18 protein-coding genes, 2 pseudogenes and 1 riboswitch are annotated in these 19,926 nt (G+C 66.3%); of the genes and pseudogenes, 8 read left to right on the top strand and 12 right to left on the bottom strand.

The genetic code is table 11. The features are described 5' to 3' along the window. Positions 1-178 precede the first annotated feature (178 nt). Positions 179-1,261: a c-type cytochrome biogenesis protein CcsB gene (ccsB, locus tag PY310_RS15620; RefSeq protein ID WP_275215406.1), complete on the bottom strand. Its 1,083-nt coding sequence runs from the start codon at positions 1,259-1,261 to the stop codon at positions 179-181. Here ccsB and PY310_RS15615 point away from each other — a divergent pair. Beyond that, entirely contained in the window at positions 1,253-1,477 is a 225-nt protein-coding gene (locus PY310_RS15615; RefSeq protein WP_275215382.1) for a DUF3188 domain-containing protein, read from the top strand. The genes ccsB and PY310_RS15615 overlap by 9 nt on opposite strands. Positions 1,478-1,588: 111 nt before the next feature. Here PY310_RS15615 and PY310_RS15610 read toward each other — a convergent pair whose 3' ends face one another. Continuing rightward, on the bottom strand, positions 1,589-4,300 hold the full coding sequence (locus tag PY310_RS15610) for an AMP-binding protein (RefSeq protein ID WP_275215381.1): 2,712 nt from the start codon (positions 4,298-4,300) through the stop codon (positions 1,589-1,591). A 404-nt stretch (positions 4,301-4,704) separates the two neighbouring features. Here PY310_RS15610 and PY310_RS21575 point away from each other — a divergent pair, with 404 nt between their 5' ends. Then, on the top strand, positions 4,705-4,890 hold the full coding sequence (locus PY310_RS21575; RefSeq protein WP_342755756.1) for a hypothetical protein: 186 nt from the start codon (positions 4,705-4,707) through the stop codon (positions 4,888-4,890). Positions 4,891-5,850: 960 nt separating this feature from the next. Here the strand turns inward: PY310_RS21575 and PY310_RS21570 are convergent. From PY310_RS21570 to PY310_RS15580, 5 genes are all read right to left on the bottom strand, one after another. Further along, a complete protein-coding gene (locus PY310_RS21570) occupies positions 5,851-6,048 on the bottom strand; it encodes a hypothetical protein (RefSeq protein ID WP_342755755.1) in 198 nt (65 codons plus the stop codon). Between the two features lie 529 nt (positions 6,049-6,577). Further along, on the bottom strand, positions 6,578-9,082 hold the full coding sequence (locus tag PY310_RS15595; RefSeq protein WP_275215380.1) for a heavy metal translocating P-type ATPase: 2,505 nt from the start codon (positions 9,080-9,082) through the stop codon (positions 6,578-6,580). A 65-nt stretch (positions 9,083-9,147) separates the two neighbouring features. Beyond that, complete coding sequence (locus tag PY310_RS15590) at positions 9,148-9,489, bottom strand: TFIIB-type zinc ribbon-containing protein (RefSeq protein WP_275215379.1); 342 nt, start codon at positions 9,487-9,489, stop codon at positions 9,148-9,150. After that, positions 9,486-9,947 (bottom strand): ArsR/SmtB family transcription factor, encoded by a 462-nt coding sequence (locus PY310_RS15585; protein ID WP_275215378.1) that lies wholly within the window; start codon positions 9,945-9,947, stop codon positions 9,486-9,488. The genes PY310_RS15590 and PY310_RS15585 overlap by 4 nt, the downstream gene beginning before the upstream one ends. 149 nt (positions 9,948-10,096) lie before the next feature. Next, on the bottom strand, positions 10,097-10,816 hold the full coding sequence (locus tag PY310_RS15580) for a ZIP family metal transporter (RefSeq protein ID WP_275215377.1): 720 nt from the start codon (positions 10,814-10,816) through the stop codon (positions 10,097-10,099). An 845-nt stretch (positions 10,817-11,661) separates the two neighbouring features. Next, a riboswitch (cyclic di-AMP (ydaO/yuaA leader) is annotated at positions 11,662-11,824 on the top strand. A gap of 3 nt (positions 11,825-11,827) precedes the next feature. Here PY310_RS15580 and PY310_RS15575 point away from each other — a divergent pair. Then, positions 11,828-12,585, top strand: a pseudogene (locus PY310_RS15575) (NlpC/P60 family protein). Between the two features lie 108 nt (positions 12,586-12,693). Here PY310_RS15575 and PY310_RS15570 read toward each other — a convergent pair. The 3 genes and pseudogenes from PY310_RS15570 to PY310_RS15560 all read right to left on the bottom strand — a co-directional run. Further along, a pseudogene (locus tag PY310_RS15570) lies at positions 12,694-12,888 on the bottom strand (hypothetical protein); the annotation flags it as partial. Between the two features lie 58 nt (positions 12,889-12,946). Continuing rightward, positions 12,947-13,576 carry a TlpA family protein disulfide reductase gene (locus PY310_RS15565; protein ID WP_275215376.1) on the bottom strand — a complete coding sequence of 210 codons (630 nt, stop codon included), beginning with the start codon at positions 13,574-13,576 and terminating at the stop codon, positions 12,947-12,949. A 13-nt stretch (positions 13,577-13,589) separates the two neighbouring features. Next, on the bottom strand, positions 13,590-14,339 hold the full coding sequence (locus PY310_RS15560; RefSeq protein ID WP_275215404.1) for a cytochrome c biogenesis CcdA family protein: 750 nt from the start codon (positions 14,337-14,339) through the stop codon (positions 13,590-13,592). A 117-nt stretch (positions 14,340-14,456) separates the two neighbouring features. Between PY310_RS15560 and PY310_RS15555 the strand changes: the two genes are divergently transcribed. The 5 genes from PY310_RS15555 to PY310_RS15535 all read left to right on the top strand — a co-directional run bounded on the left by PY310_RS15555 (position 14,457) and on the right by PY310_RS15535 (position 18,479). Then, positions 14,457-14,843 (top strand): ArsR/SmtB family transcription factor, encoded by a 387-nt coding sequence (locus PY310_RS15555; RefSeq protein WP_275215375.1) that lies wholly within the window; start codon positions 14,457-14,459, stop codon positions 14,841-14,843. Further along, complete coding sequence (locus PY310_RS15550; protein ID WP_275215374.1) at positions 14,840-16,792, top strand: heavy metal translocating P-type ATPase; 1,953 nt, start codon at positions 14,840-14,842, stop codon at positions 16,790-16,792. Before PY310_RS15555 ends, PY310_RS15550 begins: the two co-directional genes overlap by 4 nt. After that, complete coding sequence (gene lspA, locus PY310_RS15545; protein ID WP_275215373.1) at positions 16,789-17,307, top strand: signal peptidase II; 519 nt, start codon at positions 16,789-16,791, stop codon at positions 17,305-17,307. The genes PY310_RS15550 and lspA overlap by 4 nt, the downstream gene beginning before the upstream one ends. Before the next feature lie 269 nt (positions 17,308-17,576). Further along, entirely contained in the window at positions 17,577-17,807 is a 231-nt protein-coding gene (locus PY310_RS15540) for a hypothetical protein (RefSeq protein WP_419095504.1), read from the top strand. Between the two features lie 198 nt (positions 17,808-18,005). Next, a complete protein-coding gene (locus PY310_RS15535) occupies positions 18,006-18,479 on the top strand; it encodes a hypothetical protein (RefSeq protein ID WP_275215372.1) in 474 nt (157 codons plus the stop codon). Between the two features lie 84 nt (positions 18,480-18,563). On the opposite strand, the gene PY310_RS15530 is transcribed toward PY310_RS15535, so the two are convergent. After that, a complete protein-coding gene (locus PY310_RS15530; RefSeq protein WP_275215371.1) occupies positions 18,564-19,181 on the bottom strand; it encodes a copper resistance CopC family protein in 618 nt (205 codons plus the stop codon). Positions 19,182-19,271: 90 nt separating this feature from the next. Further along, positions 19,272-19,886, bottom strand: a complete 615-nt coding sequence (locus PY310_RS15525) for a hypothetical protein (RefSeq protein ID WP_275215370.1) — start codon at positions 19,884-19,886, stop codon at positions 19,272-19,274. Between the last annotated feature and the right edge of the window lie 40 nt (positions 19,887-19,926).

Raw genomic sequence — 19,926 nt, 5'->3', positions numbered from 1 at the left:
GCCGGCCTGCTATCGGGCTCACCAGCGAACAAGCCCAGGATGATCGGGCAGGCCTTGCGCGTTCCACGCCCTCAGGCTCGGGGATGCGCAGCCCGAAGGCGATGAACCCCACTTACTGCACTCTGACCGGCATGCCCAGGCTGTGTGGATCTGGCTGGCCGCCGTGAGCCTGCCGTCATCACAGCGCTGAGTAGGAGTGCAGGCCGTTGAAGAACTGGTTCACGATGGAGAAGTTGAAGACCACACACAGGTAACCCACGATCGACAGCCAGGCCGCACGGGTGCCGGTCCAGCCGCGGGTGGCCCTTGCGTGGAGGTAGCCTGCGTAGACCACCCAGATCACGAAGGTCCAGACTTCCTTGGTGTCCCAGCCCCAGAAGCGGCCCCAGGCTTTCTCGGCCCAGATAGCGCCGAACATGAGGGTGAACGTCCAGCCGACGAACGCCACGGTGTTGATGCGGTAGGAGAGGTTTTCCAGGCTCAACGCGTTGGGGACCAGGCGCATGAACCCCAGCTTGTCCGCGCCTCCGGACGCGATGGTCTTCTGCCGGTGAGACTGGACCAGTTGCAGCGCGGACATGGCGAATGTCAGGGTGAACAGTGCCGAGGACAGCACCGCGATGGAGACGTGGATGACCAGCCAGTAGCTCTGCAGCGCGGGAACAAGGTGCCCCACGGGGGTCCAGTACAACACGGAGGCGGCCACGAGCATGATGATGGCCAGGCCGATCACGAACGTGCCGAGGAAGCGGAGGTCGCGGCGGATCAGCACCACCAGGAAGACAGCTACCGCCACGAACGCTCCGGTGGTGAGGAATTCGTACATGTTCCCCCACGGCACCCGGCCTGCGCCGATGGCCCGGGTGATCACGCCGGCGGCGTGGATGAGCGCGCCCAGTACGGTCAGTGCCACGGCAACGCGGGCCGGGACGCGGCGTTCGGCACCGTGGCGCATGCCGGGGTCCGCCAGCTGCCCGGCGGCTGGCTCTTCTGCGTGTGACGCGCCGCCGGTGGCCGAGGACGGCCGCTCGGCCCGTCCCGCGGGCCCGCTGACATCTGTGTCGGCCCGGTCAGCTGGGCCGTCAATTGCGCCGGCACCCAGTCCGACCGCCACCGGAATCCTGGCCGGTGCCGCGGCAGCCGCGGCTGCTTTCAGATCCACTGCGCGGAGCGTTTTGCTGCTCTTGGCGAGGTCCCAGGCGAACGCGATGAACGCCACCGCGTACGTGCCGGCGGCCGGTATGCTGGGGTGGTGTTGAATGAGTTTTGGGCGACGGCATCCTCGTCCTACAAGGCCGTTGTTTTCGGTGCGATGGGGGCGATCGCCGTCGGAATCGTTCTCACTGTTGTGGGGCAAGTTTCCAGGAACGAGACCCTGACGATCGCCTCGCTGGCCGTCATCGGTGTGGGGCTGGTGCTTCACAGCGCAGGCGTTGTCATCCGCGGCCGCAAGGTACAGAAAAGCCTCCGGAAGTAGCCACCTGCCTAGCTGGGGCGTAGTTTGGGCTGGCGGCAGGCCTGCTGACTGCATCCGATCCGTTTGCGGGGAACCGGCCGGACGGGGCGCGCCACTGACTGCCTCCCGGGTCTATCCGGGAGTTGTGTGCCGCCGTCGGGCCTTCCAGCGCCTCCACAGCCGGGACTGGCCGCGTTCCGCGGCACCCATGATCCGCACTGCGATGGCCCAGTAGGCGATGCCTGCAGCCACGGACAGCAGCACGGCCAGTTCCGGCTGGCCCTCCTTGAAGTCCGGGAACACGACCCAGTGGGTGACGTAGATGTACAGCGACGCGCTGGCGACCACTGCGACGGCGCGGTGAAGGACCCGGGGCAGCGGGATGGCCGGAAGCCACGCGATCATCAGGATACCCGCCAGGATGGTTGCTTCGCGCCAGGGGTCATCGAAGTAGCCCGGCAGGGTCAGCGCCGCCAGGATGGAAAGCGCCAGGCGCGGCGGCCACGTCCGGGCCCGGGCAAGCGCCCAGCCCAGGGCGAAGAGCCACAGGACCGGGCGCGTGTGCAGGATGTCAACTGGCACCAGGTTGTAGCGGTACACCAGCCCGAAGCCCACGAGCGCCACAGGGAAGACCAGCGGGAAGCGTTTCTCCGCACGGTGCGCCCAGGGGATGGACAGCAGCGCGATCATGCCTACCAGGACGTAGACCAGCACCTCGATGAACCAGAAGTGCCAGGCGTCCGTCCACTCGGCTGGCCCGATCATGGTGTTCAGCAGGAACAGGTTGGCGGTGGTGTAGTGGAACTTGTCACCTAACAGCAGCATCACAGCGCCGATGAACGCCACGGTGGGCAGAATCACCCTGGCCAGGCTGCGGAGTTGGCGCCGAAGGCGGGGAAGCCTCTGCCCGTCCAGTTGGAAGCGTGCGAAGTTGTATCCGGCCACCGCCATCAGGATGTGGGCCGTCCCCGGCCAGCGGATCAGGTCGATGTGGGTGCTGATGATGGTCAGGATCGCGACGGCCCGCAGCACGATGCTGGTCTCCAGCGGCGCGATGATCCGCCGGAGCCGGCGCTTGGGCTGGCTTGTCCCGCGCGGTGTGAGGTCTTTGACGGGCGTCACGTGCCAGTTGGCCGGCAGGTGGCCTAGAGCCCGCTCCAGCCTGACCGACGCCGCGACGTAGGACAGTGAGTCGCCGCCCAGCGAGACGAATGTATCGTCGTCGCCGATGTCCTCACGCTCCAGGGCGTCAGCGAAAATCCGCTTCACGTCCTCGGGGGACCCGCCGGCGGCGGGGTCCGTGCCGTCCTCGTCAGGTCCGCTTCCGAGAACGACGGCGGTGCCGGAAGCACCGGTGCCGCGCGCCCCGGTGCTTGAGCCCGGCACGGCGGCGGCAGGCGGCTTCCCGCTTCCGGGAGAGACAGCGGCGAGGGCAAGGACGGCGGGATAGTCGGTCTTGCCGGTCCCTAGGCGGGGCAGCTCGGCGACGGCGTGAACGGCGACGGCGGCGCGCGGCAGGCTGAGCTCCTGGGCGAGCGTTTTGGCGAGCATCCGCTCGTCGTGGGTTCCTTCGACGGCGGCCATCAGTCCGGCGTCCGTCCCGGCGCAGGCTGCGTTGAGGCCGAGGCCGGCGAGGATTTTTTCCACCTGGCCGAGGTCGATCCGCAGGCCCGCGATTTTTACGAAGCGGCTGCGCCGTCCCACCACCTCGAAGAGCCCGTTGGCGTGCTGCCGGGCGAGGTCTCCGGTGCGCAGCTCCTGCACCGTGCGGCCCAGGGCGAGGTCTGCGGACTCCTGTGCGTAGCCGAGCATCACGTTGGGCCCGCTGTAGACAAGCTCACCGTGGTGCCCTTGTCCAAGGTCAACCGGGCCTCCAGGGTCATCCGGGCCGGGAACGGGGTCGATCCGGAATTCTCCTCCGGGCACCGGGACGCCGATGGTTCCGGCGTTCGCCTCGGCCAGGTGCGGTGGCAGGTAAGCCATCCGGGCCGTGGCCTCGGTTTGCCCGTACATGACGAACAGATCCCAACCCTTGCTGCGGCCCAACCGTGCGTAGCGGGTCACCTTCTCCGGGGCCAGGCGTCCTCCGGCCTGGGTGATGTACCGCAGGGTGGGCAGGTCCCGGTCGGCGAAACCGGCACGGTCCAGCAGTTCGAACGTGTAGGGCACGGCCGCAAAGGACGTGGCGCCGCGGTTCTGGAACAGCTGCCAGAAGCATTCATCCACCACGGACAGGCCGGTCAGTACCAACCCGGCACCGCGGAGCAGGTGGCTGTTGATGACCGAGAGCCCGTAGCAGTAGTACATGGGCAGGGTGGTCATGGCGCGGTCATCGGCGGTGATGCCCAGGTATTCGGCGATGGATTCGGCGTTGGACTGCAGGTTGCTGTGCGAAAGCCGCACGAGCTTGGGGGACCCTGTGGAGCCGGACGTGCTCAGGAGCAGTGCCAGGTCCGGGTGCAGCTCGTGGATGGTCCCGGTGCGGACCTCATCGAGCTCCAGCGCATTCGCCCCCGGCCCGCCAGCAGCGGGGCGGATGACGACGTCCGGATCGTAGGCGGCCACGAGCGAGGCGAGGGCGGCGGGGTTGCCGGCGGGGGCCAGCAGCAGCGGATGGCCGCCGGAGAGCGCGGCGAGGTAGGCCACGAGGGCGTCGATGCTGTTGTCGGCGGCGAGCACGATCAGCCGTCGGGAGGTGCCCAGACGGTGCGCAAAATCCTGCACGCGCCAGGCCAGTTCACTGTAGGTGACGGCACGGGCGCCGTTAAGGATGGCGGGCCGGTCGCCATGGCGGGCAAGCCCCGCGGCAAAGGCAACCCCGGCGATTTCAAGGGGGAGAGTCACTGCGCCACCATAGAGGGTAGGCTTGCCTAACTTCAACTGGAATAATTAGGAAATGCTTTCCTGACGTATAGCGTGGATCATGCGGCTGACAGGGTATGAAAACGAGCGTTCGACCAACTGTTGTGGCCGATGACCGTTTCGCCCAAACCCTCAATGGTCCCGGACCGCGGGCATCCGCCCGCGCGGCACAGCGTATCCGACGGGGCCTTCCCTGTGGTGCGAACGGGAAGCGGCGGATTGGGCAGCAACCTGATGCTGCTCGGCGGCGCCGGGAAGGAAACGCTGTCCGGCAGGCCACCAGGCAAAATCGATTGTCCTGAAGGTGTTCCCCCGGAGCATCACCGCCCGTTGGCCCGCGGCCCCGACCGTTCGTGCGTCTCGGGTGCCGCGACTACGATGAGGGCATGAATCGTCGTCTTGCCGCTGTCATCGCGGCCCCGTTCATTCTGCTTGTGACTGGCTGTGGCCAGGTGCAGGACGCAGTGAAAGGCGCCGCCAGCGACGCCGCTTCGCAGGCAGCCACGGCGGCCGCCGACGCGGTACGCGGCCAGATCTGCTCGCCTCTGCAGGACGGGCAGCTCAGCGCATAGGACCAGCAGATCCTCTCAGGCCTGTTCTCGACAGCGAAGGCCGCAGGCGTCCCGGCCGAGGTCACCACCCCTCTTGAGCAAATCGCGAAGGCCGGTGACCAGGTCCCGGCCACCTCGGTCACGGCATTGCTCCAAGCGTGCGGCATCACCCCGGCGCCGGCGCCCACCAGCAAGTAGCGCCAGGCAGTGAACCCTTAGGACTGCAACATCGCTGACCCGTCGCGTCCGAAAAGCCGGTACCCTTCTGCCCGCCCAGCGAACTACAAGCTTGATGTGAGCATAATGCGATCGGAGCTTCGGTCAACCGCTATTTGACCGGGGCTCCGCCAGTTTAAGGCCCGAGCTGTGCACTTGTTGCAGACATCCCTTTAGCGGAGGGTCCCGTCCTGTTGGGTTCGCGGACAGCGGGTGCGGCCGGCGGAGTGTATGGCCCAGCCAGACAGCTCGACATTTATGCCGATAAACGCCAGTGGGCGACGGGCGGGTTTTGCTTCAGCGCCACCTGTGTCCTGCAAATGGGCGCCCGACACCTCGAACCCTAGCCCTAGCCGTCCGTGCTGGCGTTTTGCCAGCAGCAGGAACCTGCCTCCGCCAAGGAACGGCAGAAGACCATCGACGCCTCCTTTGCCGGGGACACGGCTGCCTTGGTGGCGCGGATCACCTTATGGGTCATGAGGCATGACAGCTTCGCAGGAAGGCCGTCTATTTCGGCAGGAGCCAGGGTCCCGAGTTCCTTGGCTACATGGAGCCGTTGTCAACGGCAGCGCGGGATCGGGATTCACGCCCGAGAGCCGGGCATATCGCCAACACTGGCACTCATGGGAGATGCATCCACAGCGCTGCCCGGAGGCCTCTACTTTCTCGTGCAGCGCTGGGAAGCCGCGCGTCAACGGCGGATATTCCCAGGGCGTAAAAAGACACGCGGACCGGGCCTGCGGTACAGCAACGTACGGGATGGTGTCAGGTGGCTGAAGATCTGTCCGCTGGCGGTGCCGCTTCAGCGCCCGGCTGCTCGGCAACGGTATCCACCGTTCCACCGGGCGCTTCCCCGCTGTCCTGTCCTGAGGCGGAGAACTGCGCCTGGTAGCGCACCCGGCGAATCCGCCGCGTCATGGACACCATGAGCATCACAACAGCTATGACCATAAACGCTGTCATCACGAATCCGAGTAATCCCGGCGTCACCTGGTCCGCAGTCAGACCCGGTCTCAACCCGTCATTCCCAGGACCGGGAGTAGGCGTTGTGCTCAGGGCTTGAAGGCCCGACGCAACAAAAATGTTCTGCACCGATTCATCCTTTAAAATCTTTCCGAACGTGCTTCTGGACAGTGTGACCACGAATGACAAACCGCGGGTGAAGCACCACATCCCGCAGCCATGATAGCCACGACGTGAAATGTCCGGGTGTCGTGCCTGGTCAGACGCCCAAGGACACTGATCAGGAACTCGACGGGATCATTCCCATGGCACCAAACACGCACTTTATTCGAACGCCGGCGCAGTGGCCCGAAACCATTCAACACCACCACAGCATAGGCGGGGCCGGACTCAGAAGTTGAAGACCCCAACAGAGGTAGTCCTGACGAGTGTCAGCCGTCACGGGCTCCGTTCCGGCCGCGGGTGGTACGGGTGTTGTGGTCTCAGACGTGGCCCGCGCCCCTGGACGCGTCCCGAGCGTGGAGGGACGCTATTTGGTTTTGGGTTCACGGTAGGCCAGGAGGCGCAGGGCGTTGGCGACAACGAGCAGGGTCGATCCTTCGTGGATCACGACGGCGAGGCCGATGCCGATGGTCCCGGTGATGGTGGCCGGGATGAGGATGGCGACGACGCCGAGGCTGGCCCAGAGGTTCTGGCGGATGATCCGGCTGGATTGCCGGCTGAGGTTCACGGCGAAGGGGAGCCGTTGCAGGTCATCGCCCATGAGGGCCACGTCGGCGGTTTCCATGGCGACGTCGGAGCCGGCGGCGCCCATGGCAATCCCGACGGTGGCGTTGGCCATGGCCGGTGCGTCGTTGACGCCGTCACCGACCATGGCGACCTTGTGTTCCCGGCCGCGCAGGTCGATCACGGCCGCGACCTTGTCTTCGGGCAGGAGGTCGCCGCGGGCCTCATCGAGTCCGAGCTTCCCGGCGACCGCGTCGGCGACGGTCTGGTTGTCGCCGGAGAGCATGATCATGTGCCGGATGCCCGCGGCGCGCAGCCGGGTGATGACCGGTGCGGCGGAGTCCCGGGGTGTGTCCATCAGGCCCAGGACGCCCAGGTACCGGGTTCCCCGGCGGACGACCATGGTGGTCCGCCCCGCGGCTTCGAGCCGGGCGGTGGAGTCGGTGATGTCCCTGGTCAACGGGGCGCCGTCGATTTCGGTGAAGAGTTGTTGCTTGCCGATGTGGATCTGTTCGCCGTCGATCAGGGCGCTGACCCCGCGCCCGGTGATGCTGGTGACTGCCCCGGCAGTCAGGAGGGGTGTGCCGTCCAGCCGGGCGCGGGCAGCCGTCACGATGGCGGAGGCCAGCGGGTGGTCGCTTTGGGACTCGACGGCGAGGGCGACGTTGAGCAGTTCCGTTTCCTTGACGCCGTCGGCCGGTTCGACGTCGGTCATTTCCGGTTTTCCCTCCGTGAGGGTCCCGGTTTTGTCGAAGGCGATTGCGCGCAGCGTGCCGAGGTTTTCCAGCGGTCCGCCGCCTTTGATGAGCAGGCCGCCGCGTGCTGCCCGGGCCAGACCGGACAGGACGGCGCTCGGGGTGGAGATCGCCAGGGCGCAGGGGCTGGCGGCGACCAGGACGGCCAGGGCCCGGTAGAGCGTGGCGGAGAAGGGTTCGTCGATGACGAGGCCGGCGAAGAGCAGTACGACGACGAGGATCAGCACGGCGGGGACGAACACGCGCTGGAAGCGGTCCGTGAACCGCTGCGTGGGCGAAATCTGGGCCTGGGCTTCGCTGACCATCCGCACGACGCGGGCGAGCGTGGAGTCCTTGGACAGCCGGGTCACTTCAATCTCCAGAACGCCGGGCCCGTTGACCGTTCCGGCGTAGATGCGGCTTTCGGCCGGGATGTCCGCCTCCTTCCGGGAGGCCTGCGCCCCGATCGGGGCCTTGTCCACGGGGATGCTTTCCCCGGTCACGGCTGACTGGTCTACGCTGCTCTGGCCGACGGTGACGTAACCGTCGGAGGGGATGCGGGTGTTGGGTTTGATGATGACGGTGTCGCCGAGCCTCAGCTCCCCGACAAGGATCTCCTTCTCGATGCCGTCGCGTCTGACCAGTGCGGTGTCCGGGGCGAGTTCGGCCAGCGCCTGGATGGCGCGCCGGGCCCGTCCCATGGCGTAGCTTTCCAGGGCATGGCCGATGCTGAACAGCGCCAGCAGCAGGGCGCCCTCGGCCAGGTCCCCGAGCACCGCGGCGCCGGCGGCCGCGACCAGCATGAGGAAATCGATCTCGAACCGCTTGGCCATCACCGTCTGGATGGCTTCCTTCAGGGTGTAGTAGCCGCCGAAGAAATACGCGCCGATATACAGTGCCGTCGAGACCGCGTCCGGCACCGCTGGGCTCAGCCCGAGCAGGAAACCCGCGGCCAGCGTCAGGGCGCACAGGATCGCGAAGATCAGCTCGCTGCGCTCACCGAAGATCCCGCCATGCTTGTGATCATGCTCTTCATGCTTTTCATGTTTGTGGTCGTGCGCTTCGGCTTTGGGTGCGGCGGCCTCGCCGGCACCTGCACCAGGTGCTTTGGCGGGCCCGGGCCGGCCCGGGCGTGGTGGTGTCCCGAAGCGCGTGAGAAGGTCCGTGACCGCCTTCTCCGAGGTCCGGTCCGCGAGGTATTCGACCGCGACGGAACCGGTCGCGGAGACGTGGGCCTCCGCCACGCCGTCCAGGCCGCGCAGCCGCTGTTCGAGCAGCTGCGCCCGGGCGGGCCTGGAAATGCCGTCCACATCGAGGCTGAGATGGCCGAAGTCGCTGTCCACCCGCGCCCCCAGGGACACGGCCAGCTCACGGATCCTGCCCAGGCTGATGACACCGGGTTCGAAATGCACGCACAGCTGCGCCCCGTCGGCGCCCTCCGGGCGTTTGACGTGGGCATTGATAACGCCCTGCCGGGCCTGCAGGCCGTCGGTCAGTTGCTGGACGCAGGCGTCCTGTTCATCCAGGGCCTCGGGCAGCACGGTCTTCAGGTCAAGCTGGGTGTCGGTTGCCATGCGTGCTCAATTCACAGTGTCAGGGCGGTCAGGGCTAAAGGGGTGATGGTGGAAGGCTTCGGGGATCAGCCGAACAGGTCCCCGAGGAACCCGCCGCGTTTGCGATGCCCGCCACGGTCCCCGTGCCCGGAATCGTGGTGGCCGTCCCGACGCTCGGGGTACGCAGGCTGACCGTAAGGGGGCTGCGGGTACGGAGACTGGCCGTACGGCGGCTGCAGGCTCGCGGGTGCGGGGTTCCGGGCTGCGTAGAACGAGGCTTCGGCGTCCATCAGGGACTCGAGCTCGCCGCGGTCCAGGAAAATTCCGCGGCACCCGTCGCATTGATCGATGATGATGCCGTTGCGTTCGTAGGGACGCATCTCCGCACCGCATTTGGGGCAGGTGAGCGGGCTGGGTGAAGTATTCACGATGACTCCTGGTGGATTTGTTCGGTGGTGCGGGGCTCAGTGGGGGCTGGGGCTGCGGTAACCAGCGGGGAGTGGCTGGCGTGCGTGATTGCGAGGTCCAGCAGCATCCGGACGTGGCTGTCGCCGAGCCGGTAAAACACGACGCGGCCCGCGCGGCGGGTTTCCACGACACGGTGTGCGCGCATGAGCCGGAGAGCCTGGCTCACCGAGGATTCACTCAGCCCGCTCACCGAGGCAAGGTCATGCACGCACACCTCGCCGGCTTCAAGCAGCGTGGCAAGGATCCTGACCCGGCCCGGGTCGCCCATCAGCCTAAACACAGCCGCCACCCGTTCGACATCCTCCGCCGAGGGCAACGCCCCCTGCAGGACCTCAACCCGCGTGCCTTCACCGCTGTTGTTCCCGTTCTTCCCGGACGTGCCGTCAGGGTCGGGAATTGACTGAAGTCGTCGGCTCATATGAACAAGTTATCATATGATCAGATAACGGTGGGGTGGTGGTTCATTTCCCGGATTTCCGATGTGGTGCGGCCGTTCGACAGTCCAGGGTGGACCAGTCCCGAAGCCCGTCATCGTGCCGCGGCGTCCATGGATCCAGTGCCCCCTTTTTATAGGGCGCCGAGGACGTAGATGACGAGGAATCCGAGGAAGAACATCGCACCCAGGAGCACCGTCTCTTCCTGCTCGTGCGCCTCGGTCAGCAGCTCCTCGACCGTCAAATACAACAACGCAGCCGCACCAAAAGCCAACACCACAGCCAGGACCTCGCCGCTGGCCCCACCGAGGAAGAAAGCGCCGCCGACCGCACCGGCTGCAGTCAGGAGCCCGAGTGCGCTGCTCATAGACCCGGCACGTACACCCGATAGACCCCTGCCCTTGAGCCCGACCGTCAGGGACAAAGCCAGAAAGAGGATTTCGATGGTGAGGGCGATGGTCAGGATCAGCGCCTGCCTGGCACCCAGAACCGTTCCCAACCCAACGAGCAGTCCGTCCAAAAGAAGATCGATTCCGACGGCCACGAGCAGGCCTGCAGGCAGGGAACCGGTCACCGGGGATGCCCTGTCGATTTTCCGGCCGAGCGCGCCCAACGCGAGCATGACACCCGCACCTCCCGCGAACCCGGCAGCTGCGAACCCTAGATTTCCTTCGGCCCGCAGCTCCGGCAGCACCTCCCCGGCCAACGCAGCCAGCACCACGCCGGCAGCGAAATGCTGGATTGCACTGGAGAGTTGCGGGCCCGGCGGCTTGAACGCCGCGATGATTGAGCCCAGGACAGCCGCGGCCATAGGAAAACCGACCAGAAATAACGACTGGGTCACGAGATTCACATCGACACCCTTTCATCCCCGACTCCCGCCCGACGAAGCGGATCTTTCCGATTCACCGGAACGGACCAAATCGCACAGACTTCGTGCTCCCGCCACGCTACACAGGGACGCCTGTGGAAGATAGGACCAGAAAGGCGGGTTTCCCCACAGCCAAGCGGAGGAGCTGGGCACGCGGCCCTTGCATGACGAAGCAAGGCTGAACGCAAGACTCCACCGGCAGTCGTCAAGGTCAGACATGCCATTAAGCGGGTGCGATTGGGCCGGGCACTCTGGGGTCGCCCGGCGAATCGAAAAAAGCTTTAGCGTCGGATATTTCATTTTTTCACAGGCCACCCCAATAACGGCGGGCCCGGTGTGGAAGCCCCGGTCGAACGGGGGAAGTGGCCCCGGAGGGGGCAACACAGCGAGGCGCCTCGCGCGAGGCGGAGGTCTTGTGGATTAGTAGTAGTAGGAGTAAGCAACGCCGACGCGACACGTTATTTGAAGGAGTGGGTCGAGGAGAAGCAGGCGGCCGGGGACAGGTCGCGGCGACACGGGCAATGCTGCCGGAACAGGCGGCTCGACTGGCTGGGGCCGCTTTGGGCCGAAGCCTCAGGGGTGGCCAATGAACGCCATGACGCTGCGGGGGCGGTCTGGGCGTATGAGAATAAGGACCTGATCGCCGAAGTCGCCGAGTTGGCCGATGATCTGGGGGATGCTGGGGCAAGCGGTAGCTTAGATTACTCACGACGCGCCGTTATGCAAATGTGACAATTTGCCTCGGGCGAAGTAGGGTCTAAGCCGTGCCGGTTTCTCCGAAAGCGGCACTCCGGAGCAGATTGCCTAACTCTGCCGCTGCCTCGGGATCCGTTCGCAAACTTTCGTCCGGCAGAGACGGGGAAACCAATTGTGGCCTGCTTCGGGCAGGCCTTGGGGTGAAGCCGCGCCTCCAGCTTTGCGCTGGAACTGCGGCCGGGTGTCTCCCATCCGAATCCGACAGCTAACCTCGCAGGCAGTGGGAGAGGCCCTTTCATGCCCATTCGCAAAGCACACGGCCGCCGCCGCGCGGTCCCCGTCCAGACCAGCGCCCTTGCGGTCCTGTCCAAATCCGTCGCTGACAACGCCGGCGGTGTGGGCCGTCAGGCGGCCGTCATCGCAGCGGCTTCCGGGCTCGTCCTGACCAGCGGCATCGCCGCACAGGCAGCAGAGGCCCCGGCCCAGCGGGACGCGGAGCCGACCTCAAACCTGGAGCTCACCGGCCAGGTACAGACTCCGCTCAGCGCAGATTCCACGGTCCGGATCTCCTACGAGCGTCCCGCCGTGGAGACCACGCCGGCGCCGGTCGTGGAAGCACCCAAACCTGTCGTTGAGGCCCCCGGGCAACCGCGGCCGCGGCGCCTGCCGTTGCGAAGGCAAAGGCTCAGATCACCGTCACGCCGGCGGCTGCACCTGCGGCCGCTCCTGCAGTAGGCGGAGTGAATGCCACGATGGTTTCGGCCGCCTACGCCCAGATTGGCATGATTCAGGACTGCACACGATTGGTGGAAAACGCCCTTAATGCTGCCGGGATCCCTGTCGGGGACCTCGGTCCGATGCAGTTCATGAACTACGGCACGGTTGTCACGGACCCGCAGCCCGGTGACATGGTGATGCAGCCTGGCCACGTAGGAATTTACGTCGGCAACGGCCAGGTGCTTAGCTCCGGTCTGAACGGCAAGAACGAAACCGCAGTCCACCCCCTGACGTGGATGACATCCAAGGGTGCTGTCACCTTCGTACGCGCGGGCTAATAGGAACGTGAAGGCCGGTGATTCGCTGCCTTGGGGGCGGCGCATCACCGGCCTTCTCCATGCCCGCGCAGGATCGTTCACCTCGCGGCAGGCACCCCTGATTCCTGATCAGCGGATGGGTGCGGGTGCGGGCGTGGCCGGGGCCCCGGACGTCTTCTGCCTGGTGAAACGGCGCAGCCGCAAAGAGTTGCTGACAACCAGGACCGAGCTGGCTGCCATCGCGGCGCCTGCGATCATCGGATTAAGCAGACCCAGGGCCGCGACCGGGACGCCGACGGCGTTGTAGAAGAACGCCCAAAACATGAGTGCGCCCACCCGCAGGCCGGAAGTACGCCACGGGACTGCGGGTGCTCGCCACAGTTCAGGATTCTTGCAGCGCAGTGCTGACCAGCGCTTTGAGTGTGCCCTTCTCGGCCAAGCCAAGGACGCGGGCGCTGACCTTGCCCTGTTTGTCCAGGACCAGGGTTGTTGGCACGGCGCGCGGCGGGACATGATCGGCCAGGGCCAGAAGGACACCGCCGTCTGCGTCGTTGATGCTGGGGTAGGTTGTGCCGAAGGTGCGTGCAAAGGCCGCGGCGGTGGCGGCTGTGTCGCGGACGTTGATCCCGTAAAACCGAACGCCGTCGGTTTTGAATTCCTGGTGCAGGGCTTCCAGGTCGGGGGCCTCCTTGCGGCACGGCGCGCACGCGGCGTACCAGACGTTCAGGACTGTCACGGTTCCTTTCCAGTCGGTGGAGCTGACAACCGATCCGTCAAAGAGTTTGCCGGTCATTTCAACTGCAGCGCCCCGGGTGTTGGTGGCGTATTCGGAGACCGAGCCGTCCCCGGCGATGTAGTTCTTGTTGTCTCCGGCCTTGGCCTGGGCAGCCAAGGTGTCGTCCGGTGCGGCGCAGCCGGCCAGCAGGATCGCGGCCGAGGCTGCGCCCAGCAGCACGCCCCGCCGCGCCGGCAGCGGGACAGGGGCTGGAAAGCCGGGGCGGTGTGACTTCATGTTTTGGTACCTCCTAGACAGGGGTGGTGATAGTCGCGGCAAGGTTTTGCAGTTGGTAGATCCAGAGCATCCAGACACCCGAAGCCATCAGAACTCCGACCAGAATCAGCAAGCAGCCGCCCACGATATTGAAGGCGCGGATATGCCGGCGGATGAACCCCAGCGTCCGGCTCACCCAGTTCAGGCCCAAAGCGACCAGAACAAAAGGGATCCCCAGCCCGAGGCAGTAGAGGAAGCCGAGCAGGGCGCCGCGCCATGGATCACCGGTGGTGGTGCTCAGCGCCAGGACCGCGCTGAGGGTGGGCCCCATGCACGGGGTCCACCCCAGTCCGAAGACAATCCCCAGGAGCGGGGCCCCGGCAACGCCGGTCCGGGGCTTGAACGATAATTTTTTGGTGGTTTGCAGGAACGGGAACCTGCCGATCAGGACCAAACCCATCAGGATGACGAAGAGACCCAGCACCCGGATCAGCGTGTCCTGCCAGCGGACCAGCCAACCGCCCATCACACCGAACGCCGCACCATAGAGGGTGAAAACGGCCGCGAATCCGAGAATAAACAGTCCTACCCCCGCCAGCACACGACGCCGGTTATCTGCCCTGGTGGGGTCGGATATTCCGGAGACGTAGCCCAGGTACCCCGGGACAAGGGGCAGGATGCACGGCGAGATGAAGGAGACGGTGCCGGCAATCATGGCCAGCGGGATGGCCATGAACAGCGAGCCTGACTGCACCATCTCGGCGAAAAATCCGCCGATCGTCATGGTTCCCGCCTCCAGGCCGCCCTGGCAATACCGGGCCCGTGCGCCGGGCGGCGAAACCATGACGAACGGCAACAGGTTTCCATCGATAACATCACCGCTCTAAGCTATCATCGCCATATGACGATTCAAATTGGCGGTTCGGATGATGGCTGCGGCCGGCTCGATCCTGCAGCCGCGCTGTTTCATTCCTTGAGCGACCCGACGCGGTTGAGCATCGTGAAGCGGATGGCCGGCGGTGAAGTGCGCGTAGGCGAGCTTGCCGGCGAACTGGGCCTGGCCCAGTCGACGGTGTCGGCGCATGTGGCATGTCTGCGGGACTGCCGCCTCGTCGAGGGCCGGGTCCAGGGCCGCAGCGTCTATTACTCGCTGTCCCGCCCGGAACTGATGGACATGCTCGCCCAGGCCGAGATCCTGCTTGCCGCGACCGGCAACGCCGTTAGCCTGTGCCCGAACTACGGCGCCGGTAGCACTGGTGCCGGATTGACGAAGGAGAACGCCCGATGAGTGACGCCTGCGGCTGCAGCGACGACAAGCCCGCAACTGAAGCCGACGAGGCGGAGGAAGCGGCCGGGTTCTGGCAGGTCAGCGAGATCAGGGCCGCAGCGGTCGCGGGCGCCCTGCTCCTGGCCGGATGGATCCTGGGACTGGCGGCCGGCCCGGACTGGCTGCGCCTGTGCCTGGAAATCGGGGCGCTGCTGGTCGCGGCATGGACGTTCGCACCCTCCACCCTCCGGCGCCTGGCTAAAGGCAAGATCGGCGTCGGCACGCTGATGACGATCGCCGCGGCCGGCGCCGTCGCCCTGGGCGAGGTCGAGGAAGCGGCCATGCTCGCCTTCCTTTACGCGATCTCCGAAGGGCTCGAGGAATACTCGATGGCCAAAACCCGCCGCGGCCTGCGCGCGCTGCTGGACCTGGTCCCGGCCGAAGCAACGGTCCTGCGCGGGGGGGCAGAGATCACGGTTGACCCGGCAGAGCTCGTCCCCGGCGACCGGCTGATCGTTCGACCCGGGGAACGGCTGGCCACTGACGGCAGGATCCTCACGGGACGCACGTCCCTGGACACCTCCGCGCTGACCGGGGAATCCGTGCCCGTCGAGGCTGGCCCGGGAAACGAGGTCTATGCCGGGTCGATCAACGGCACCGGTCCGCTGGAGGTCGAAGTGACCAGCACAGCGGAGAACAACTCCCTGGCCCGCATCGTGCACATCGTCGAGACCGAACAGTCCCGCAAGGGACCCGGGCAGCGCCTGGCAGACAACATCGCCAAGAAACTCGTCCCCGGCATCCTGATTGCCGCCGCCCTCATCATCATCTTCGGTTTCATCGTGGGCGAACCCCTGCTGTGGTTTGAACGCGCCCTTGTCGTCCTCGTCGCCGCGTCGCCCTGCGCGCTGGCTATCGCCGTTCCGGTCACGGTCGTGGCCTCTGTTGGTGCCGCCAGCCGCATCGGGGTGCTTATCAAAGGCGGCGGAGCGCTGGAAACCCTTGGCCGGATCCGCACCATCGCCCTGGACAAGACCGGCACCCTGACCCGGAACAGGCCCGAAGTCATCGATGTCGCCGCCACCGGATCCGTCACCCGGGACGAAGTCCTCGCCCTCGCGGCAGGGCTGGAGTCCCGCAGTGAACACCCGCTCGCCCGCGCCATCCTCGCCGCCACACCGGACCGGTCCGCCGTGACGGACGTGGACACCATCCCCGGCGCAGGCCTCCAAGGTCTGTTCCAGGGGAAGGCCGTCCGCCTGGGCCGGCCGGGCTGGATCAGCCCCGGGCCGCTGGCAGCCGAGGTCGAGCGGATGCAAACGGCAGGCGCCACCGCCGTCCTCATCGAATCCGGCGGCGACGTGATCGGCGCCGTCGCGGTCCGCGACGAACTGCGGCCCGAAGCCCGTGAAGTCATCGCCCGGCTGAACGCCTCCGGCTACACCACGGCCATGCTGACCGGCGACAACGCCCTCACCGCAGCCGCCCTGGGCAAGGAAGCGGGCATCACGGAAGTCCACGCCGACCTCCGCCCCGAAGACAAGGCCGAAATCATCCGCACACTCCAGACCCGCCAGCCCACCGCCATGGTCGGTGACGGCGTCAACGACGCACCCGCCCTGGCCACCGCAGACACCGGCGTCGCCATGGGAGCCATGGGCACCGACGTCGCGATCGAAACCGCTGACATCGCCCTGATGGGCGAAGACCTGCACCACCTGCCCCAGGTTTTGGACCACGCCCGCAGGACCCGGGCGATCATGCTGCAGAATGTTGGCCTGTCCCTGCTGCTGATCGCCATCCTGATCCCGCTGGCACTGTTCGGCCTGCTCGGCCTCGCCGCGGTGGTCCTCATCCACGAACTGGCCGAGATTTTGGTGATCGCCAACGGCGTCCGCGCCGGCCGGCTCAGCCGCAAGACCGCGGTCCTGTCCGCGACGCCGGCACCGGCACTGGAACCGGCAGCATGAGCACCCAGTCCCCGGCAAGCCCTTCGGTGACGCCGCCGGTTGTCGGGACCGCAAAAGGAACCAGGATTTTTCTGCTCATCTGGGCCGCCGTCCTTGCCACCGCAGACCTTCTGATCAAATCCCTGGCCGAAACCCTGCTCTCCAGGGGTGAGACCGTCGATTTAGGGCCGTTGAACATCCGGATGCTGTATAACACCGGTGTCGCCTTCAGCTTCGGCGCGGACCTGGCCCCCTGGCTCGTCACCGGTGCCACCGGCACGATCATTTTGGCCATGACGTGGTACGCCCTGTCGACGGCGCCCGGGATGTCGGGACTCTCACGGGCGGGTGCGGCACTGACTTTGGGCGGCGGCGCCGGTAACTTCATCGACCGGCTCGACGGGCGCGGTGTCGTGGATTACCTGCACAGCGGATGGTTTCCCACCTTTAACCTCGCCGACGCCTTCGTCACCGTCGGGGTGGGTCTGTACATTCTCGGCGCTCTCCGGACCTCGGGGCTAAAGACCGGGGACTGATTTTCACGCCGCACCCGTCCCTGCCCGCGCTGCTAGAACTGTCTCCTGCGGTCATTTACGCCGACAAAACCTATGCTTGCCACCGGCGCTGTCGCGGCGGCCGTGATCGCTGCGACCACCATGGATGACATCATCCATGGCATATGCCCCTCCGGAAGTACCCGACAAGAAAGGATGACCCAGTGCAAAATTTTTTGGCAGCAGCCGGCAGTCGTGCCCTGAGCACGATGCCGACTCCCGGTCCTGGTAACGACGGATTGAGGCCTGGCTTGAGCGCGGACCAGGTGACGCCGGGATTCCTGGGATTCGCGATGACGGCCTTCATGGTCATAGCAGTTGTGCTGCTCATGGTGTCTATGACCAGACGCATCCGGCGCGTGCGCTACCGGGCGCAGTTCAGCACCTCGGAGCAGGACAGCCAGGCCGTGTCCGGCAACAGGGTTGTCACCGGAGCCAGCGAGCCGCCGATCAGCGGGGCCGTACCGCACGGGGGAAGCTGATCTGGGCAGCGGCAGTCAGACCCGGACACTGCGTGGTCCTGATACTAACCGCCGGTCGCATGGCTGCGGCCTGTCCGGCCGGGCCGTCGGAAGTGTCGATCCATCTGATCCTGTACTGTCGTCAGGGGCCGATACGGGCCCGGAAACCGGCCTGCGTCCACCCAGGACAGGTCCACGATGATGGTTAAAGGAAATGCGATGACAGCGGAAAACACGACACCCGAGGACCTGCAGCGGGCGGCTGGCCCCACGCCCGGCCCGGCGGGAATGCCGCTTGGCGGCCGGCGGCTGCTGATGATCGGCGGGCTGTGTATCCCGGTCGGGCTCGTCGCCGGACCGTATCTGTTGCCCGCACAGTTGCTGACCGTCGTCGGGATTGTCCTGCTGGCCGTGGCCCTGTCTTACCGGGCCGGGAAGCGCTGGTTTTCGCGCTGGTCGCTGGCTGTCACCGTAGCCGGGGCGCTCTGGCTGGCCGCCACGGCCGCTTACCATGCCACGATTATGATCGCCGCTGACGCTGCTGCCCCGCTCCCGGGGGTGGCGCAGGTGCTCTTCAACACCGGAGCAGTCTTCTTTGCGGCCATGGCGGTGACGACCATTACGGCCGTGGTGATGAGGATGCTCGCGAACCGCCGCGGATCCCGCGACGAGGTAGTCTCTTCACTGCCCTGATTCAGGAACACTGCGCCGGGCAGCCTTTGGTTTCCTGACCGGTGTTCCCGCCGGGAAGCGGGAACACCGGTCAGAAGCCGGTCGTCAGGCGCCGCGGTTGGCGTTTCTGCGGCGTACCCACCAGGTGACGCCCAGCGCTGCTGCCAGGAGCCCTAAGGCGATTCCCACTGTCAGCGGCGCGTTGTCATCGTTGGGTCGTGGGGCGGCCGGTATCGCGGTGGCCGTGGACTGTGCGGCCGCGGACGGGGTGCCTGCTTCCGCGGAAGGAGTCGCGGAAACGGCCGGCTCCGACGTGGCCGCCGATGCCGGTGCCTGGACGGTGAAGGTGTATTTACCTTCGATGGGGTGTCCGTCGGAGGAGACGGCCCGCCACAGCACGGTGTAGGTCCCGGGGCTTCCCGGAACGGTTTTGGTGGCCAGCGTCGGCCCGTCAACGACTACTTTGCCGTCGCTGACGGTGGTCCCGGCGCTGTCGGTGACGGTGATGACACTCAGGTTCAGGGATGCGGAATCAGTAGGTGGCTGGGTGAGGGTCACCGATACGGTCTCAGGGGCGGCTGTCACGACGGCGTCCTGGGCCGGAGTCGTTGAGGACAGAGCGTCATGGGCCAGCGCTGGGGAGGCCGCCAGGGCGCCAGGCAGCAGGAGAGCTGCCACGGCTGCCAGCCGGAGGCGGGACCTATAAGTGGATCGGGGTTTCATGTTTGTTACCTTCGGAAAGATCGGTGCAGGCCGTTCCGGTGAACAGGCGTGCCGGTGTCGTTCGGCAGCCGGTGGCTGCGAAGTGCGGGTTCACGCCGAGGCAGGTGGGCCGCGCCGCGGATGCGCACGCGGCATCGTCCGGCGCAGTATGGTAAAGCGTCGCGGGGACGGCGCCGGCGCGGCCGTGACATGAACGAAGTCGGCCGGCGACAGGAACAGTATCGGGCGGAGCCAGGCTGCCAGCGCCCACAGAGCTGCTTCGCCCTTGGCCAGCAGAACGGCGGTGACCAGGGTCGCAGCCAGGTGTGCGGTGCCCATGGCAGGCTCAAGATCCCAGGGCAGGTACCCATCGAGGTTCTGCGCTGCAGGTAGGGGAATGCCGGCGCCGGCAGACGTGTGAAGGTGCCTGCCGGACACGGAACCAGAAGAAGCGGAACCGCCAGGGGTTACGGTCGAGAGAGCGGAGAACAATGAGTGCAGGAACACCTGGCCGCCCGTCAGGACCGCTCCCAGCACCGGGATTTTCAGCTTCCAGCGGGTGAGTACCATGACACACAGGACTACCAGGGCAGTGCAGGCGGCCAGTACAGGGGTTGGGGGAAGCTGGCCGCCGCCGAACAGATGTGCCGCGACGGCCAGGGACAGGACCGACCCGGCCACCGCGGCGGTGCGAAGCAACCGGAACGGCACACGCCGGCATGTCATGAGGTGCTCCCTTCCTGTTACCAAATTCGTGCCCAGATCC

The sequence above is a fragment of the Pseudarthrobacter naphthalenicus genome (assembly GCF_029076445.1).
Classification (GTDB): Bacteria; Actinomycetota; Actinomycetes; order Actinomycetales; family Micrococcaceae; genus Arthrobacter; species Arthrobacter naphthalenicus.
The sequence above is the reverse complement of the archived record's forward strand: the minus strand, read 5'-3'. Positions and strand labels throughout refer to the sequence as shown.

Coding starts and splice junctions, on each gene's coding strand:
- lspA (WP_275215373.1), top strand. CDS start 16,789: ATGAGCACCCAGTCCCCGGCAAGCCCTTCGGTGACGCCGCCGGTTGTC.
- PY310_RS15595 (WP_275215380.1), bottom strand. CDS start 9,082: ATGGCAACCGACACCCAGCTTGACCTGAAGACCGTGCTGCCCGAGGCC.
- PY310_RS15560 (WP_275215404.1), bottom strand. CDS start 14,339: ATGACGATCGGCGGATTTTTCGCCGAGATGGTGCAGTCAGGCTCGCTG.
- PY310_RS15585 (WP_275215378.1), bottom strand. CDS start 9,947: ATGAGCCGACGACTTCAGTCAATTCCCGACCCTGACGGCACGTCCGGG.
- PY310_RS21575 (WP_342755756.1), top strand. CDS start 4,705: ATGAATCGTCGTCTTGCCGCTGTCATCGCGGCCCCGTTCATTCTGCTT.
- PY310_RS15565 (WP_275215376.1), bottom strand. CDS start 13,576: ATGAAGTCACACCGCCCCGGCTTTCCAGCCCCTGTCCCGCTGCCGGCG.
- PY310_RS15530 (WP_275215371.1), bottom strand. CDS start 19,181: ATGAAACCCCGATCCACTTATAGGTCCCGCCTCCGGCTGGCAGCCGTG.
- PY310_RS15535 (WP_275215372.1), top strand. CDS start 18,006: ATGACAGCGGAAAACACGACACCCGAGGACCTGCAGCGGGCGGCTGGC.
- PY310_RS15550 (WP_275215374.1), top strand. CDS start 14,840: ATGAGTGACGCCTGCGGCTGCAGCGACGACAAGCCCGCAACTGAAGCC.
- PY310_RS15555 (WP_275215375.1), top strand. CDS start 14,457: ATGACGATTCAAATTGGCGGTTCGGATGATGGCTGCGGCCGGCTCGAT.
- PY310_RS15525 (WP_275215370.1), bottom strand. CDS start 19,886: ATGACATGCCGGCGTGTGCCGTTCCGGTTGCTTCGCACCGCCGCGGTG.
- PY310_RS21570 (WP_342755755.1), bottom strand. CDS start 6,048: ATGACAGCGTTTATGGTCATAGCTGTTGTGATGCTCATGGTGTCCATG.